The organism is Exiguobacterium sp. s95 (assembly GCF_018618655.1).
Lineage (GTDB): Bacteria > Bacillota > Bacilli > Exiguobacteriales > Exiguobacteriaceae > Exiguobacterium_A > Exiguobacterium_A oxidotolerans.
In genome coordinates, this window is the sequence record NZ_JACSMM010000003.1 from 73,344 (window position 1) to 90,292 (window position 16,949).

19 protein-coding genes are annotated in these 16,949 nt (G+C 47.2%); 17 read left to right on the forward strand and 2 right to left on the reverse strand.

Going from position 1 to position 16,949, the window contains the following annotated elements:
• The first annotated feature begins 28 nt into the window (after positions 1 to 28).
• The 3 genes from KNP99_RS07610 to KNP99_RS07620 all read left to right on the forward strand — a co-directional run bounded on the left by KNP99_RS07610 (position 29) and on the right by KNP99_RS07620 (position 4,704).
• Entirely contained in the window at positions 29 to 1,060 is a 1,032-nt protein-coding gene (locus tag KNP99_RS07610) for a LacI family DNA-binding transcriptional regulator (protein ID WP_088836505.1), read from the forward strand.
• A gap of 255 nt (positions 1,061 to 1,315) precedes the next feature.
• The gene (locus KNP99_RS07615; RefSeq protein ID WP_088836506.1) at positions 1,316 to 3,616 is read left to right on the forward strand and encodes a glycoside hydrolase family 65 protein; all 2,301 of its coding nucleotides are present in this window, start codon (positions 1,316 to 1,318) and stop codon (positions 3,614 to 3,616) included.
• Between the two features lie 236 nt (positions 3,617 to 3,852).
• Entirely contained in the window at positions 3,853 to 4,704 is an 852-nt protein-coding gene (locus tag KNP99_RS07620) for a YitT family protein (protein WP_029332877.1), read from the forward strand.
• 63 nt (positions 4,705 to 4,767) lie between these two features.
• Here KNP99_RS07620 and KNP99_RS07625 read toward each other — a convergent pair whose 3' ends face one another.
• Complete coding sequence (locus tag KNP99_RS07625; RefSeq protein WP_088836507.1) at positions 4,768 to 5,577, reverse strand: Cof-type HAD-IIB family hydrolase; 810 nt, start codon at positions 5,575 to 5,577, stop codon at positions 4,768 to 4,770.
• Between the two features lie 196 nt (positions 5,578 to 5,773).
• Here KNP99_RS07625 and KNP99_RS07630 point away from each other — a divergent pair, with 196 nt between their 5' ends.
• The 14 genes from KNP99_RS07630 to KNP99_RS07695 all read left to right on the forward strand — a co-directional run bounded on the left by KNP99_RS07630 (position 5,774) and on the right by KNP99_RS07695 (position 16,678).
• Positions 5,774 to 5,968, forward strand: a complete 195-nt coding sequence (locus KNP99_RS07630) for a YjzD family protein (RefSeq protein WP_012369663.1) — start codon at positions 5,774 to 5,776, stop codon at positions 5,966 to 5,968.
• A 69-nt stretch (positions 5,969 to 6,037) separates the two neighbouring features.
• Positions 6,038 to 7,171: a beta-aspartyl-peptidase gene (iadA, locus tag KNP99_RS07635; protein WP_214845803.1), complete on the forward strand. Its 1,134-nt coding sequence runs from the start codon at positions 6,038 to 6,040 to the stop codon at positions 7,169 to 7,171.
• A gap of 13 nt (positions 7,172 to 7,184) precedes the next feature.
• Positions 7,185 to 7,676: a thioredoxin family protein gene (locus tag KNP99_RS07640; protein WP_214765474.1), complete on the forward strand. Its 492-nt coding sequence runs from the start codon at positions 7,185 to 7,187 to the stop codon at positions 7,674 to 7,676.
• Positions 7,669 to 8,448, forward strand: a complete 780-nt coding sequence (locus tag KNP99_RS07645) for a phosphatidylserine decarboxylase (RefSeq protein ID WP_214845804.1) — start codon at positions 7,669 to 7,671, stop codon at positions 8,446 to 8,448. The genes KNP99_RS07640 and KNP99_RS07645 overlap by 8 nt, the downstream gene beginning before the upstream one ends.
• Before the next feature lie 143 nt (positions 8,449 to 8,591).
• Complete coding sequence (locus tag KNP99_RS07650; protein ID WP_088836511.1) at positions 8,592 to 9,176, forward strand: YqeG family HAD IIIA-type phosphatase; 585 nt, start codon at positions 8,592 to 8,594, stop codon at positions 9,174 to 9,176.
• 141 nt (positions 9,177 to 9,317) lie between these two features.
• Positions 9,318 to 10,427: a ribosome biogenesis GTPase YqeH gene (gene yqeH / locus KNP99_RS07655; protein ID WP_029332883.1), complete on the forward strand. Its 1,110-nt coding sequence runs from the start codon at positions 9,318 to 9,320 to the stop codon at positions 10,425 to 10,427.
• Entirely contained in the window at positions 10,427 to 11,212 is a 786-nt protein-coding gene (gene aroE / locus KNP99_RS07660; RefSeq protein WP_214765469.1) for a shikimate dehydrogenase, read from the forward strand. Before yqeH ends, aroE begins: the two co-directional genes overlap by 1 nt.
• A 1-nt stretch (position 11,213) precedes the next feature.
• Positions 11,214 to 11,507 carry a ribosome assembly RNA-binding protein YhbY gene (yhbY, locus tag KNP99_RS07665; RefSeq protein ID WP_088836513.1) on the forward strand — a complete coding sequence of 98 codons (294 nt, stop codon included), beginning with the start codon at positions 11,214 to 11,216 and terminating at the stop codon, positions 11,505 to 11,507.
• Positions 11,504 to 12,073 (forward strand): nicotinate-nucleotide adenylyltransferase, encoded by a 570-nt coding sequence (locus tag KNP99_RS07670; RefSeq protein WP_088836514.1) that lies wholly within the window; start codon positions 11,504 to 11,506, stop codon positions 12,071 to 12,073. The genes yhbY and KNP99_RS07670 overlap by 4 nt, the downstream gene beginning before the upstream one ends.
• Positions 12,063 to 12,638 carry a bis(5'-nucleosyl)-tetraphosphatase (symmetrical) YqeK gene (yqeK, locus tag KNP99_RS07675; protein ID WP_214765466.1) on the forward strand — a complete coding sequence of 192 codons (576 nt, stop codon included), beginning with the start codon at positions 12,063 to 12,065 and terminating at the stop codon, positions 12,636 to 12,638. The genes KNP99_RS07670 and yqeK overlap by 11 nt, the downstream gene beginning before the upstream one ends.
• Entirely contained in the window at positions 12,635 to 12,982 is a 348-nt protein-coding gene (rsfS, locus tag KNP99_RS07680; protein ID WP_029332888.1) for a ribosome silencing factor, read from the forward strand. Before yqeK ends, rsfS begins: the two co-directional genes overlap by 4 nt.
• On the forward strand, positions 12,982 to 13,710 hold the full coding sequence (locus KNP99_RS07685; RefSeq protein WP_214765464.1) for a class I SAM-dependent DNA methyltransferase: 729 nt from the start codon (positions 12,982 to 12,984) through the stop codon (positions 13,708 to 13,710). Before rsfS ends, KNP99_RS07685 begins: the two co-directional genes overlap by 1 nt.
• A gap of 191 nt (positions 13,711 to 13,901) precedes the next feature.
• Positions 13,902 to 14,516: a helix-hairpin-helix domain-containing protein gene (locus KNP99_RS07690; RefSeq protein ID WP_214765462.1), complete on the forward strand. Its 615-nt coding sequence runs from the start codon at positions 13,902 to 13,904 to the stop codon at positions 14,514 to 14,516.
• Positions 14,516 to 16,678, forward strand: coding sequence for a DNA internalization-related competence protein ComEC/Rec2 (locus KNP99_RS07695; RefSeq protein ID WP_214769877.1), 2,163 nt, complete (start codon positions 14,516 to 14,518; stop codon positions 16,676 to 16,678). Before KNP99_RS07690 ends, KNP99_RS07695 begins: the two co-directional genes overlap by 1 nt.
• A 35-nt stretch (positions 16,679 to 16,713) precedes the next feature.
• Here KNP99_RS07695 and KNP99_RS07700 read toward each other — a convergent pair whose 3' ends face one another.
• Positions 16,714 to 16,875, reverse strand: coding sequence for a YqzM family protein (locus KNP99_RS07700; RefSeq protein WP_029332892.1), 162 nt, complete (start codon positions 16,873 to 16,875; stop codon positions 16,714 to 16,716).
• Positions 16,876 to 16,949: the final 74 nt, after the last annotated feature.

Genomic DNA, 16,949 nt, shown 5'->3' on the forward strand with positions numbered 1-16,949 from the left:
TTTGTAGGGAAATGATGAGGTGAAGGGGATGCAAGTCACAATTAAAGACGTCGCTAGGGAAGCGAACGTCGCACCATCGACGGTCTCACGTGTCATCGCGAATAGTCCGCGAATCAGTCAAAAAACAAAAGAACGTGTTCGACAAGCAATGGAAGATCTCGGTTATTATCCGAACGTCCATGCTCGGAGTTTAGCGAACCGGACGACGCAAGCAATTGGTCTCGTCATGCCGAGCGCAGCGACGAAAACACTTCAAAACCCATTCTTTTCAGAAGTCATCCGTGGAATCAGTACGAAAGCGCATCAAAATGGGTACTCGCTTTATATGACGACAGGCGTGTCGGAAGAAGAAGTATATGAGGGCGTCGTCTCGATGGTTCAGGGCCGTCGCGTCGACGGAGTTGTCGTTTTATATTCAAGAACCGATGATAAAGTCGTACAATTTCTTCAAGAATCGAAGTTTCCCTTCGTCGTCGTCGGGAAACCGTTCAGTGACTCATCGCAAGTCACGTATGTCGACACGGATAATTACCTTGCCGGTCGTGAAGTGACAAAGTATTTGCATCAGCTCGGACATGAATGTATTGCCTTCGTTGGCGGGTCACAAGACTTAGCGGTCACGCAAGAACGCGTCGGTGGGTATAAAACGGCTTTAATGGAAGAGGGTCTTCCGGTCGAGGATAACTATATCGTCAGTGCACCATTCATGACGACTGGTGGGGCTGACGCCGTTAAACGATTGATGTCACTCGATCATCCGCCGACTGCCGTCGTCGTCAGTGATGATATGATGGCGCTCGGCGTCATGAGTACGTTGAATGAGATGGGGATTAGTGTCCCGGACCAAATGGCGGTCGTCAGCTTCAATAACCTGTTCATCGCTGAGTTTTCGAGTCCGCCATTGACCTCGGTCGAAATCAACATCTTTGGTCTAGGATTTGAAGCGACGAATTGTTTGATTGAACAAATCAATGAAGATGCGACGCCGTATGGTAAACGTGTCATCGTCCCGCATTACCTCGTCGTTCGTCAGTCTTGCGGGGGTCCAAAAAACGAATGAAAACCAGTGACTTCATCTCGCCCGGAACGGGGCTCGAGATGAAGTTTTTTTTATGCTATGAACAAAAAAACACAAAGAAACTAAAGTGGAAAGTAAGTTATTAGGAACGGTTTCACAAAAAGAAATTTATTTTCGTGCAAACGATTGCATTAAGCTGTTTTATGTGTAAAATAAAGAATGTACAGAAACGTTGAAACGCTTACAAATGACGATGAAAACGTTCGAAATCGGCAATGATAAAAGGAGCGACTGATGATGAAACGATTATTTGATATGAATGAATGGAAAATTATAGAGCAGGGGTTCCATCCTGAGGATAACCGTCTCGCCGAATCGATGACTTCGATTGGGAATGGCCATATGGGGATGCGTGGTAATTTCGAGGAAGATTACTCAGGCGATACACACCAAGGAATGTATGTGGCAGGTGTCTATTATCCGGATAAAACACGTGTCGGCTGGTGGAAAAATGGCTATCCCGAGTACTTCGCAAAAGTATTGAACGCAGTCAATATCATGGGTATCCGTGTTTCGATCAATGGTAAGAATGTCGATTTGAATGAGTGGGAAGTCGTCGATTTTAAGCGTGAACTTGATATGCAACATGGTGTTTTGACACGAACGATGTTACTTAAGAATGGCGTCGAAGAGACGAAGATTGAATCGACGCGATTCTTCTCAATCGTGACAAAAGAAATCGCAGCACTCCGTTATACGGTCACACCGATCAACTTTGAAGCGGAAATCATCATCGAGTCGTATCTTGATGCGGATGTCGAGAACGAGGACTCGAACTACGATGAAAAATTTTGGCTCCCGGTCGAACATGGGACGGAAGAGCGTTTCGGATATGTCACGTCGAAAACAAAAAAACTCGATTGGCACGTAACGGCGGCGATGATTACAGATGTTGAAGGCGCATTTTGTGAAGTCGTTGAAGGGACGTCACAATACGTGGCGAACCGCTTTACGAAACAAGTCGAACCAGGTGAAGCGGCGACGGTAGAGAAAGTAGTCGCGCTCGTGACAAACCGTGATTATGAAGTCGAACATTTACTGGAGCAGGCAATGAAGCGTGTCAATGAAGCGTTCGAACTGGGATTCGATACCGTCCTCGCACAGCATGAGGCCGCTTGGTTGAAGCACTGGGAAGAAGCAGACGTTAAAATCGAAGGTGACGTCGAAGCGCAACAAGGGATTCGCTTCAACATCTTCCACATGTTCCAAACCTACACAGGAGAAGACTCCCGGTTGAACATCGGACCAAAAGGATTCACCGGCGAAAAATATGGTGGCGCGACCTACTGGGATACGGAAGCGTATTGTCTCAACTTCTACCTTGCGACATCAAAACCTGACGTCGCGTGGAACTTGTTGAAATACCGTCATAATCAATTGCCGCAAGCAAAAGAGAATGCAGACAAGAACGTCGGTATGAAAGGTGCACTCTATCCGATGGTCACGATGAACGGGGAAGAGTGTCACAACGAGTGGGAAATCACCCATGAAGAAATTCACCGGAACGGCGCAATTGCGCATGCGATTTATAACTATACGAACTATACAGGGGATACGTCATATCTCGGACAATACGGGTTTGAAGTCCTTGTCGAAATTGCGCGGTACTGGGCGAGCCGTGTCAACTATGTCCCGCAAAAAGACGTCTACATGATCCTCGGTGTGACAGGACCGAATGAATATGAAAATAACGTCAACAATAACTGGTATACGAACTTGATGGCAGCATGGTGCCTTGAATACGCGCAAACCGTCCATCGTCATTTAGCGGACAACGAGCCGGACCGTCTCGCCGAGTTGATGCATCAATTAACATTGACGGATGAAGAGCTTGCGCAGTGGGCCGACATCGATCAAAAAATGTATTATCCAAAAGATGAGACGGAGCCGGCAGTTTTCATGCAACAAGACGGCTTCATGGATAAAGAACAAATCATGGTTGCTGATCTTGATCCGAAACACTTGCCACTCAATCAAAACTGGTCGTGGGATCGTGTCCTCCGGTCTGTATTCATTAAACAAGCAGACGTCTTGCAAGGCCTTTACTTCTTGACGGATCGTTTCTCGATTGAGCAAAAGAAAGCGAACTTCGACTTCTATGAACCACGTACGGTGCATGAATCGTCGCTCTCACCTTGTATCTATTCCATCATTGCCGCTGAAGTCGGATATGAAGAAAAGGCGGTTGAATTGTATCAACGTTCTGCACGCCTCGATCTGGATAACTACAACAATGATACGGAAGATGGTCTTCACATCACGTCAATGGTCGGATCATGGATGTCGATCGTGCATGGTTTTGCCGGACTCCGTGTTCAAGAAGGAGTATTATCCTTCAATCCGATGTTACCGCAAGGCTGGACGAGTTATTCGTTCCGGATGCAGTGGCGCGGTCATCATATCCATATTCACGTCAAACAAAATGAAATCTCGATTGAGCAATCTGTAGGTGAAGCATTCTCGTTGAAACTCCATAATCAAGTCGTTGACGTACCAGCTGAAGGTAGCGTCACGGTTCCTTCTTCAATGACGGTCTAAAAATTAGAACGAATCAGGTGTATATGATTGACACAAAACCGGACGATTTTCGAAATTCTTGATGAATCTCGAAAATCGTCCGGTTTTTCGAGTTGTTTTCGTTCAGTCATCGCGCGGACACATGAGAGCGCTACCAAAAAAAGAAATCAATTTCTTTCGCATTCTTGACTATCCGCTGTCATTTGTTATGTGCTAAAGTGTTCCAAGATAGTTCAAGCAGGAGAGGAGAACGAGGTGTGACAGCAGTTGTGAAGGAAAATATTTTAAAGGTAATGGTCGCTTCGATTGGTGGGTTCGTCATTGCGGTCGCAATGAACTGGTTCTTGATTCCAAGTGGCGTTTATTCGACAGGGTTTACGGGGCTTGCCCAAATCCTGACTCAGGTTTTACAGGACACGGCATTTGCGTTCGGTGAGAACGTTTGGTTTTTAGCCCTTAATATTCCATTGATTATATTGGCGTGGATTATGCTCGGTCGTAGCTTTACAATCATTACGCTGATTTCTGTTTTAGCGACAACGATCTTTATCGGTTTGATTCCACAATATGCTGTCATTCCGGGTGACCAAACATTAAACGCAGTGTTTGGTGGTGTCTTGCTTGCGATTGGAACGGGGATTACGATTAAATTTGGTGCGTCGACCGGTGGCTTCGATATCGTCGCCTTGATTTTTGCCCGGTTCTCGGACCGAAGTGTCGGTCTTTATTTATTCGTTTTGAATTTTTTGATTGCAATCCTTGCCGGCGCATTGTTCGGTTGGTCGACAGCTCTCTATACGATTGTCTTTATCTACGTGACGTCGAAAGTGGTCGATGAGATTCATACGAGCAATCAGCGCCTGACAATCTTCATCATCACGAACCATGCCGACGATATCACGATGGCACTGCATCAACATATCATTCGTGGAATCACACAGATGCCGTCGATCGGAACGTATTCACGGGCCGAGAAATCGACGCTGATGATGGTCATCGAACGACATGAACTGCGGGATATCGAACGGATTTGCCGTGACGCGGATGAAACCGTCTTTATCAATGTCGTACCAACCGATTCAGTCGTTGGTTACTTCCGAAAAGGATAGAACAAAAAACGCATCCTCTTGAGTAACGACATTTGTCGGTCAAGGAGATGCGTTTTTTTTACATCAAGCGAGTCCGAGGACATGCTTCAAGTAATAGGCGATACCATCGTCTTCATTTCGTTTTGTCGTCCCGTTTGCAAGTAATTTGAGTGGTCCAATCGCATTGCCCATCGCGACACCGTGCCCCGCATACTCAATCATTTCTAAATCGTTTTCTTCGTCACCAAAGGCAACGATTTGTTTCTGTTCAATTCCGAGATGTCGTGCGATTTGCTCAAGACCAATCGCTTTGCTCGTTCCTTTACGCATGACTTCGACCATATACTCGGGCTTGATCCACTGACGGTTCAAGACGGTCTCGGCATGAACATGCGACAGCTCTGACCGGATTTCGTTAACGTGCTCACCCTTGGCATGAATCAACAGCGAGGTCGGTTCATGTTGGAGCAGCCTCCGCAAATCACCGGTCGTCACGGACAAGGCATGGTCGGTATAAAATTCGTAAATCCCGACCGGATCACGTTGGAAATAGACATGATCGGTCACTTCACAGACGATGTTTTGTGTTTTCGTATCAGCAACAGATTCGAGAATATGCTGGACGGTCTTTAGTGGGATCGGATGATGACTGACTTGAAAGTGGGGATCATTCGGATGATGAACGAAACCTCCGTTGAAATTAACGATTGGTGTCGTTAAACCAAGTTCTTCATAGTAGCGTTTCGCGTGGCGAAACGGACGACCTGTCGCGATGACGACTTCATGACCATTTTCACGCGCTTTGTGCAGTGCGGCAATATTTGCAGGACTGATTGTCTTGTCGTCTTTTAAGAGTGTACCGTCGAGGTCGACGGCAATAAGATGACGTTTCATACATTCACCAACTTCGCTTTAGATTCTTTCCTCATTACTTTAGCATATGGACCGGTAGAAAACAGGGAAGTGACTGTTTTGAGCAAAAAGGAAAACGCTTAAAAAAATCCGATTAAAGCTGTCGGATGATTTAAAAAATGATATACTACGAGACGTAGGACTAATAAAAGTAAGCTATGGAAATGGAGGGGAAAGAATGCGTTTTCTCGTTACATTCTTTTGGTCGTTCTTACTCGTGAACACAGCTGTGTTCATCGTATCAGCGGTCGATGCAGTTACGTATAACTTTGGATTTGCGACAGCGATGTCAGTCGTGACGTCACTTGTTGTCTTCGCACTTGATGCAGTCAACGAAGATCTTGGTCTTGGTCAAGGGACAAAGGCAGAATAACTTGAAAGCGAGGTATCGTCACGGGGCGATATGCTCGCTTTTTATCGTTTATAGTGAGGGGGAAGAGGCTTGATTTTAATTAAACAAGCACTTGTTAACGAGATCCCGACGGATGTACTTGTCGGAGGTGGAACGATTCTAGGAATCGGGACATATAATATCGATCAGGATTTGCTTGAACAAACGATTGACGGTACGGGGAAGCGACTCGTTCCAGGATTGATCGATGGTCATGTTCATCCGATTGGCGGAGGTGGGGAAGGCGGATTTGCTTCTCGGACGGCTCCGTTAGTCGCTAGTGATTTCTTGACGGGTGGTGTGACGACGGTCGTCGGATTACTTGGCACGGATGGTTGGACCCGGACCGGGATTGATTTACTGGCACACGTCCGCGGGTTTGCACGACACGGAATTCGACCTTTTCTGTTAACGGGCAGCTACGCTGTCCCGCCCGTTTCGATTACGGATACGATTGGTCGTGATATCGTCCTTATCAATGAAGTCATCGGACTCGGCGAGATTGCGATCAATGATCATCGTTCGACTCAACCGACTGTTCAGGAGCTGACGCGACTCACAGCTGAGGCGCGCATCGCCGGGATGGTCAAAGGGGTCAATGGAACGATGAACGTCCATATTGGAGACGGGAAACAAGCGTTACATCTCCTCGAAGAAGTCGTCCGGACGTCGGATGTACCGATCGAACAATTTTTACCGACACATATCAATAGAAGTGAACGGATTTTTGGAGCCGGTCTTGCTTGGGCGAAACAAGGGGGACGGATTGATTTTACGACCTGTACGACAAAAGCCTTCATCGAAGAAGGCGAGGTGCCGGCTGGACTTGCGCTGAAACGGGCACTTGAAGCAGGGGTTCCCTTACGGCAGATCACGATGTCGAGTGACGCCGGTGCGAGTCTGCCGGCGTTCGATGCGGCAGGTAAACTTCTACGAATGGAATCAGGAAAGCCGACCTCGATGTTGCAAGCGGTCGAGGAAGCGGTTCGTCATGGGGTAGCGTTTACGGACGCCATTCAGACGGTCACACGAAACGTTGCCGAAGCTTACGGGATTTCTGGAGGGACAATCAAACCGGGTGAACGTGCCGACCTGTTACTGATTAGTGACGCTTTTGAAATCGATACGATTCTAGCAGGTGGTCATGCTATAATGATTCAGAAAAAATGGCTTATGCCAAAATGATGGAGGGATCGATTTGTCGAAAAAGTCTACGCGCGTGAAGCCGTCGAAAAAGTCGCAATCAAAAGCGAATTGGATAACGGCCGGCGTCATCGTATTGATCGTCATACTGGGAGCAACATTGCTACTCTTCATGGATAATGAAGATTCAGCAACGAAAGATGGAAATCTAACAGCGAGTCAAGTCGCTGAAAAATTAAAGTCAGGTGACGAATTCTATACGTACTTCTATCAGACAGGGTGCGTCCACTGTGAAAAAGTAAAACCGTACTTAGTACCGCTCGGCGAGCAACAGGATATTCCGTTTGAACAAATTGATCTTGCTGTCGAACAGTCGGCGTGGGATACATTCGGTATCGAAGGAACACCAACCGTCGTTTACTTCAAAGATGGTAAGGAAGTAAGCCGTGTCGCAGGCGAACAGACAGAAGATAGCTACAAGGAATTTTTCGCAGGTAAGGATATTGAGGATTCAAAAGAAGAATCATCGGGTGATTTAAATGATTAAAAAATGGTTTTTTAAAAATCTATTCGAATTAAATGGACGCCCGTTCGTCGCACGTCAATTGCGGCGCTTTGCGATGAGCGAATTGAGCCGACCTTTCATCAAACCGTTTATTAAGCTGTATGATTTACAAATGGACGAAGCGAGTCAGCCGGTCGACGCGTACCCGACTCTACATGAGTTGTTCGTCCGTCACTTAAAAGAAGAAGTCCGACCGATTACGCAAGCTGAGCACGCATTCGTCAGTCCGTGCGACGGTGTTTTATCTGTCGTCGACGACTTGACGGAAGAGAGTCGCTTCACGGTCAAAGGACAAACGTATTCAGTCGCGGAATTGATTGGTTCACACCATGAAGCGGCAACGTACGTTGGTGGCCGTGTCCTGATTTTTTATCTCAGCCCACAAAATTATCATCGCGTTCATGTTCCAATCGATGGGACAGTTCGGACGAGTTATACGCTCGGGCGGGATTCTGCACCGGTCAATGATCTTGGATTGGCTTACGGAACGCGACCGCTGACACGAAACTATCGACGGGTGACGCGAATCGTCCAAGGTGCACATGCGCTTGAACACGTCATGGTCGGAGCGTTGAACGTCAACACGATCGTCCAGACGAATCATGCACGTGACATTCGTCGTGGCGACGAGTTCGGGTATTTTTCATTCGGTTCGACGGTCGTTTTAATTGCTCCAAAAGGTGCGCTTGATTTAGAAGGTGATGTAACTGGTCCTGTCTTGATGGGACAAGCACTTGGTATTTGGAATTCATGAAAGCAAAAGCGCCCTTAAAGTGAAAGGGCGTTTTCTTTTGTGCATCGCTCTACGCCATTGATTGTGCTATAATCGAACGATAAGAACATAACTGTTTCTTAAACTTAACTATAGAGTTAGACCATTATCTGGAGGTTTTATTCTTGTTCAAACGACTTTATCCGAAACATTTCGTCGCATCCATTTATGATATCGATTTAGAGATGTTAAAACGAAACGGTGTCAAAGCAATTTTGACGGATCTTGATAACACGCTTGTTGCATGGGATATTGCCGATGCTCCAGACGAATTGGTGTCATGGCTGGATATGGTGAATAATCAATACGGATTTGACGTCATCATCGTCTCGAATAATAACGGCGATCGTGTCAAAAAGTTCGCGGATCCACTCGGACTTCACTATATTGCACCTGCCCGAAAACCATTACCAATCGGTTTCAAACGAGCATTAACGGAATTCGGTTACCATGCAAAAGAAGTTGTATTTCTTGGGGATCAGCTGTTTACTGATGTGCTAGGAGCAAATTCCGTAGGCATCGAAGTCATTCACGTCCAACCCGTCGTTAAAACAGACGGTGTCGTCACTAAATTCAATCGCTTGATGGAACGTCTCGTCTTCCGTCGCATGAAACGTAAAGGCATCTATAAATTGACGCAACGTGTCAAAGAAGAGTCTGAAACGGAAAAGCGGCAGATCGAGTCACTGCGTCAAGATAAGCAACAATGACCCTGTCATACCGGTAGATGAAAGGATAGGCAGTAGTCGCAACATGTACGGCAATAGGTCGGAAGTTACGCTCTTGGAGTAGCGTGCAGGGTGCTACGTTGAATAGAGAAGGGAAAGTTCCCGATGCGGCTCAACACACATATGAACGAAGAAATTCATTGCGCCGGCTGTGGTGTCGAGATTCAAACAGAGGATCCGAAAGCACCAGGTTATGCGCCTAAATCTGCACTTGACCGTGAAATGGTCATTTGCCAACGTTGTTTTAAACTGAAACACTACAACCAAATTCAAGACGTTGCATTGACGGACGATGATTTTGTCAAAATTTTAGACGGAATCGGTCAAAAAGATGCACTCGTCGTTAAAATCGTTGATATTTTTGATTTCAACGGAAGTTGGTTACCAGGATTACACCGCTTCGTCGGAAAAAATGATGTCCTGCTTGTCGGGAATAAGGCAGATTTGTTGCCGAAATCACTTAATCCGAATCGTTTGATGAACTGGATGCGCCAAACATCGAAGGAACTGGGCTTACGTCCGGTAGATGTTCACTTGATTAGTGCGAAAAAAGGGCATGGCGTCGATGAATTAGCCGAGAAGATTGACTACTATCGTAAAGGGCGCGACGTTTACGTCGTCGGCTGTACGAACGTCGGGAAATCAACGCTCATCAACCAAGTCATTAAACGTTTTGGTGAAGAAGAAGAGGCCGTCATCACCGTCAGTCACTTCCCAGGAACGACACTCGATTTGATCGACATTCCGCTAGATGACAACTGTAACCTGTACGACACGCCAGGAATCATCAATCATCATCAGATGGCGCACTATGTCGATGCGCGCGACTTGAAATTGATTACGCCGAAAAAAGAAATCAAACCACAAGTCTTCCAAATCCACCCGCAACAAACGTTATTCTTTGGTGGTTTAGCACGCCTTGACTACATGGAAGGGAACAAACGTTCATTCGTCATCTATATGTCAAATGAACTCAAGGTTCACCGGACGAAGTTAGATAAGGCGGACGATCTTTATGCAAATCATAATGGAGAGTTATTATCGCCTCCGAATGAAAAAACGCTTGAGATGTTACCACCGCTCGTCCGTCATGAGTTCAGCTTACGTGACAACATGAAAACAGATATCGTCTTCAGTGGACTCGGTTGGGTTGCAGTTCACGGAAAAGGTGGACGAGTAGCTGCCTACGCGCCTAAAGGTGTTGCTGTTTCCTTACGTGAGGCGCTCGTCTGATGCGTTTCGCTGTCATCGGTCATCCGATTGCCCATTCACTTTCACCCGTGCTGCACGAGGCATGGCTGGAAGCGGCTGGGCTTTTCGGCTGTTATAGTATGATAGATGTCGAAGCAGACGATTTAGAGCAGGTCGTCCGGCAATTACGGATGCGCGAGCTCGACGGGATTAACGTCACGATTCCCTATAAGACGGCAATCATCCCGTTTCTTGATCGACTCGAGCCTTCTGCTGAAAAAGCAGGGGCGGTCAATACGGTCTATTTTGACGGGACGGAACTGGTCGGTGCGAATACGGACGGGACGGGATTCGTTCGTGCCTTGTCCGCAAGACAATCGTCAGAAAACATTCTTGTGATTGGCGCGGGCGGGGCGGCGCGAGGAATCGTCGCAGCGCTCGACGGGACTGTCACACTCATGAACCGGACGAATCAACGCGCGCGCGCGCTTGCCGCTGAATTTCAGGCGCAGGCAATCGACTGGTCGGAGTCACCAGATTTAACGCCGTATGACACAATCATCAATACGACATCGGTCGGTATGATGCCACGCATCGAAGCAACACCAATCGTATTGACCGAGACGACGGCACTGATTTGTGATATTATTTATCGACCGACTCCGACGCAACTACTACGTGATGCCTCGGCTCGAGGACTCGCGACACTAGACGGCGTCCCGATGTTCGTTTTACAAGCGGCTGAAGCATTTGAACGCTTCACCGGTCATGCACCTGATCTTACGCTTGGTGAGCAGGTGATTCGAAAGCAATTGGAGGAATATTGATATGTTAACAGGTAAACAAAAACGATTTTTACGTGCGACAGCACATGATTTAAGCCCGATTTTCCAAGTGGGGAAAAATGGCGTTGGAGAAGCGATGTGTGCGGATTTGATTGATGCACTCGAAAAACGTGAATTATTGAAAGTCCAAGTTTTGCAGAACTGTGCCGACACACCAAAAGACGTAGCGGCTGAACTCGTCGACGGAACAAATGCTGAACTCGTTCAAGTCATCGGTAAAGTTGTTGTTCTCTACAAAGAATCGAAAGAGAATAAAACGTTACAATTACCACGATGAAGATTGGTTTGATGGGCGGAACGTTTGACCCGCCCCACATCGGTCATTTATTGATAGCGGAACAAGCAAAGGAACAACTGCATCTTGATGCGGTTTGGTTTTTACCTGCGAACGTCCCTCCGCATAAAGCGGCGAACGTGACGAGTGCTGCGCAACGGTTGAAGCTCGTTGAAGCCGCTGTCCAGGCAAACGATGCGTTTTCCGTCTCGACGATTGAGTTCGAGCGTCAGGAAAAATCGTATACGCTTGAGACGGTTCTCGAATTGAAAAAACGGTATCCGACAGACGAGTTCGTGTTTCTACTCGGGGCAGACTCGCTTGCGAGCCTTGATACATGGTATCAAGCAGACCGCCTGTTTGAGGCAGTTCAATTCGGAGCGGTCGCACGTCCAGGCAGTCGTTATTTGATTCCGGCAGGTGCGCAGGTGACAGCAGTCGACTTACCGTCGCTTGAAGTGTCTTCGACGGACATTCGAAAACGTGTCGCCCGCGGTAAAAGTATCCGTTACCTTGTTCCTGAAGCTGTCCGACAACTAATCGAGGAGTGGGAATTGTATGTTACTTGAAGAAGCAGACGATATCATTAAACGAACACTCCCGCATAAGCGTTATGTGCATACGCTTGGAGTTGTTGAAACAGCTCGTCAACTCGCGCGGCGAAACGGTGTCGACGAGGAGACGGCAGCGTTCGCTGCGATGCTGCACGATTATGCGAAGTATCGGGACACCGAAGAAATGCGGACGCTCGCTCGCGAACTCGGACAGCTCGAGTTGCTCGATTATGACGATGAGCTCTTGCACGCGCCAATCGGCGCAGAACTCGTCAAACGTGAACTCGGTATCGAGGATACGGTGATTTACCAAGCAATCGCGAATCATACGACCGGTGCTCCGGATATGCCGTTGCTCGATCAAGTGATTTTCGTCGCCGATGCGATTGAGCCGAATCGTACGTATCCAGGCGTTGAAACATTACGTAAAATTGCAGACGCCGATTTAACGGACGCCGTCATCGCGACGCTTGCGCATACCATCCAATTTTTATGTAACAAACAAACAGTGATTTTTCCGTTGACGATTGAAACGTATAATGCGTTCGTCACGGCTAAACGAAAGGGGACCGTCCTATGACAGTCGAACAAGAATTAAAATTAATCGTAAATGCAATTGATGATAAACGGGCAGAAGATATCATCGTTTTAGATATGAAAAACATCTCTCCAATCGCAGATTATTTCGTGATTTGTGAAGGTGGATCAGAAAAGCAAGTTCAAGCGATCGCACGTGAAGTGAAAGAAGTTGCGCATAAAAATGAACTTCCGATCAAACGTCTCGAAGGACTTGACGCAGCGCGTTGGGTACTCGCCGATCTTGAAAATGTTGTTGTGCATGTCTTCCACCGTGATGACCGTGACTACTACAACCTTGAAAAACTCTGGTCAGACGCACCTAAAGTAGAAGTCGAGATCGACTGATGGCGTACGAACAGTTTGCATACGTCTATGACGAGTTGATGCAAGATGTTCCCTACGACGAATGGGTCGCCTGGGTATCGCAATACGTCGAAGCAAACAGTACGATTGCTGACGTCGGTTGTGGGACAGGAACGGCGACGTTGTTACTCGCTGAGCATTACCGCGTGACAGGTATCGATCTATCGGAAGAGATGCTTGAAATTGCACAAGAAAAAGCGATGGAACAACAGCAAAAAATCGATTTTTGGTGTCAAGACATGCGCGAAATCGAATTGCCTGCTCCAGTCGATGCGCTGACGATTTTGTGTGACTCGCTCAACTACCTGAAGACAGAAGCGGATGTGCAACAGACGTTCGAACATGCGGCACGGACGTTAAAAGAAGGCGGGAAGTTGTTGTTTGATGTGCATTCCCCGCATAAGATGGAAACACTCTTTAACGGGAAAACATATGCGACACACGCCGAACAAAGTTCTTATATTTGGTTTGCCGATCCCGGAGAAGCACCACTGTCCGTCGTCCACGAATTGACGTTCTTCATCGAAGACGAAGATGGACGTTACGACCGTGTTGACGAGACACATCATCAACGGACGTATCCGCCGGAACAATACGTGACGTGGCTTCGTGAAGCAGGATTCCGGACGCTCGCCGTAACAGGTGATTTCACGAGTGATGCACCAACACCGACGGCCGAACGAATTTTCTTTGTAGCTGAAAAAATATAATGGATGGACCGTTGCAAAAGGAAACTTTCGCAGCGGTTTTTTGTGCTGTATGTTAAAGAAAAATACACGATTTACATGAAAAAGATTTCTTGAGGAATTGATTTGTCAGTTAACACCACGAGAAAAACGAATTACTCAAAGCTACGTGACGACTCGAGCCTGGTAAAGTCGAGGCAAGAGGAGGGAGACCGATGACTATTCCCCGGATTCAACAAATCGCGAGTGTTGTTGTTGTCGTGTTACTGATAATCGTACTGTTCGTCCCGTTACCATCGTGTTCGAAAGAAGCGCTCGTCGACAAACCAGCAATCGTTAAGCATGAGCAAGACGCCAAAGCAGAAGATCAAGGGTCCACGGAGCAGACCCTCTTAAACAAAAAAATCATGGTTGATGTGAAAGGGGCAGTCAAGCGACCGGGACCCTATTCCTTTAAGTTAGGCGACCGGATTAAAGACGCAGTCGTTCGTGCGGAGTTGACACAAGCTGCTGATGTGACAGAAATGAATCTCGCGGCACGGTTGATTGACGGTCAGGAAGTCATTGTTCCGACAAAAGAAAAAGTGAAACTTACACAACCGAAAGAAGAAGTGCCACAAGCAGATGTGCCGACTGGTCTGCTCGACTTGAATGCTGCGACGGAGCAACAGTTACTTGAAATCCCTGGAATCGGTCCAGCTAAAGCGAACGCGATTTTAGCCTATCGTGAAGAAAAGGGCGGGTTCGCGCGTTATGAAGACTTAGGAGAGGTTAAGGGATTTGGTGACAAGACGCTTGAAACATTGAGAGCCTATTTGATTGTTTACTGATGCCGTTATTCCCGTTATTTTTCATGATTGTATTGATCGCAATCAAAGAGTCACTTTGGCTCGTAGGTGTGATTTGTCTCGTTTTGACCATTAAAAGCTGGTCTTTTACTTCGACACGCCTTGTCTTGATGAGTCTGTTGGTCGTAGTGCTCATCGTGTACGGACAAGATTTCGTTGATACGACACCGATTCAGACAATTGATATTTTGGACGCGAAGCAAAATGGAGATCGGATTCGGTACCTGGCGACTGCGAATCAACAGGAGTTGATCGTTTCGGCGACGCTAGATGAACATCAGGATCTCGATTACGAGCGAATTGGAAGACGATGTCAAGTCGAACTGACGGAAAAAATGGTTTTACCCCGTGTCAATCGTGGCGGCTTTGACGAGGCGCGCTGGATGCGTACAGAACGATTAGCAGGAAAATTCGAAGTGAAAGAATGGGGATCGTGTACCGATACACCTGGATTTGACGCGCAGGGACGCAGGATGCGCCAAGCATGGATGGACCGGATTGAACGACTTCCGGCGAAACAAGCCTTGTATATCGAAGCGCTCGTGCTAGGTGAGGACCGATTGATGGATCAGTTGACGCTTGATCGCTTCAAGAAGTTTGGATTGTTACACGCAATCGTCATTTCAGGTTCACATATCGCCTTTTTGATTTTTACGATATTATGGATTTTGAAAAAGTGCCGATTGACGCGTGAACGAAGAGCGGAATTCGTCCTTGTCTTATTACCGTTATATGGTTGGCTGACGGAATGGAGTGCGCCGGTCACGCGTGCAGTCTGCGTCGCGTTCATCTTGCTGCTCTATCAGCGTCTCGGACGACGGACAGACCCGCTCCTCGTGGTTGCCTATGTTGCAGCAGCGCAACTCGCCTATTCCTATACGAGTCTTTATGATATCGGCTTTCAGTTGACTGTCGGACTAACGATTTTTTTATTATTGTCGCGCAAGATCTGGCAAAAAGTAAAACGTCCTTGGAACTGGTTGTTAATTAGTGTCTGGGCGCAAATCTTAACGAGCCTAGTCTTGCAAATGGCGGAACAAACGGAAGTTTCGCCATGGTCGCCTCTGTTGAACCTCGTCATTGGAGCCTGGATCGAATGGATCATCCTTCCGCTTTCCTTTCTAGTAGGCTTACTCTTGTTTTTCCCAGTCACGGATACATTCATGACGCTCCACGAGCGAGCAGTTGGTGTACTTGATCTTGCCCTCGCGCAAGCGGAGCAGTTACCTGTTCCGACCGTTGCTGTCCACTTATTGTCGTTACCACTCTTTTTGCTCGTTATAGTCGTCGTCTTAATCGGATGGTATGTAGCGGAACAAAAGTGGTGGGGGCATCTTCTTCCCGTCTGTGCTCTCCTTCTTGGAAGTGTATCGATGGATTTAAGGACGGAAGAACAGGTGACATTTCTCGACGTCGGTCAAGGCGATAGTACGGTAATCGAGAAGGATGGAGAAACGTTCGTCATCGACACAGGCGGGGCGTTTACGTTATCACAACGTCCCACGTTACGTCCGTTCGACCCTGGTAGTCAAATCGTTGCGCCTTTTCTTCATACGCGCGCGGAGACAGTAATCGACGGACTCATCTTGACTCATGCTGACAATGATCATATTGGAGGTGTCATCGGGTTATTAAAGAAAATTCGTGTCGATACGATTTATTTCGGAAGATACGATAATCAGGATGAAAAGCGGCATCGTTTGCTGGAGCAGATTGAAGCGACAGGGACCAAAGTGGAGTTCGTCAAGGCAGGGCGAGAGATACGACCTTGGCTTACTGTTGTTGCACCTGACGAATCAGAAGCAGAGGAGAATGACCGTTCCATCGTGTTGCTTGCGGACGTTGCAGGAAAACGGGTTTTGTTGACGGGTGACGCGAGCATTGAACAAGAAGAAGGTTGGAACCTTGGACCAATCGATATTTTGAAAGCGGGTCATCATGGCTCGAAGACGTCGACGGGACTCGACTTGTTGCAACAAACGAATCCAGAAACAGTCATCATCTCCGCGGGACGGAATAATCGTTATGGTCACCCGCATGAAGAAGTGTTAGATCGCATCGGAAATCAGCGGACGATTTGGCGGACGGACAGGGACGGGATGATAACTTGTTCTTCAGCAGGCTGTGAAGCTATGATAAAATAAAAAACAGCAACCCCCCAAGGTTGCTGTTTTAGTGATTATAGACTTAAGAATTTGATTAAAACGCCAATGATGAATAAAACGGCGAAGAAACCAAATGAAGCGCCAAAACCGACGGCTGAGTCAAGCGCGTCATTACGTTTTGATTGAATATCGTTTTCAAACGCATTTTCACTTGGTGGGCGTACTGAATGTGCCATGCTGCATTCCCCCTTAATAGATTCCGCTTCTAGTATAGCGGAATAAAAGAGGATTATCTATGATGAAGTTAAGA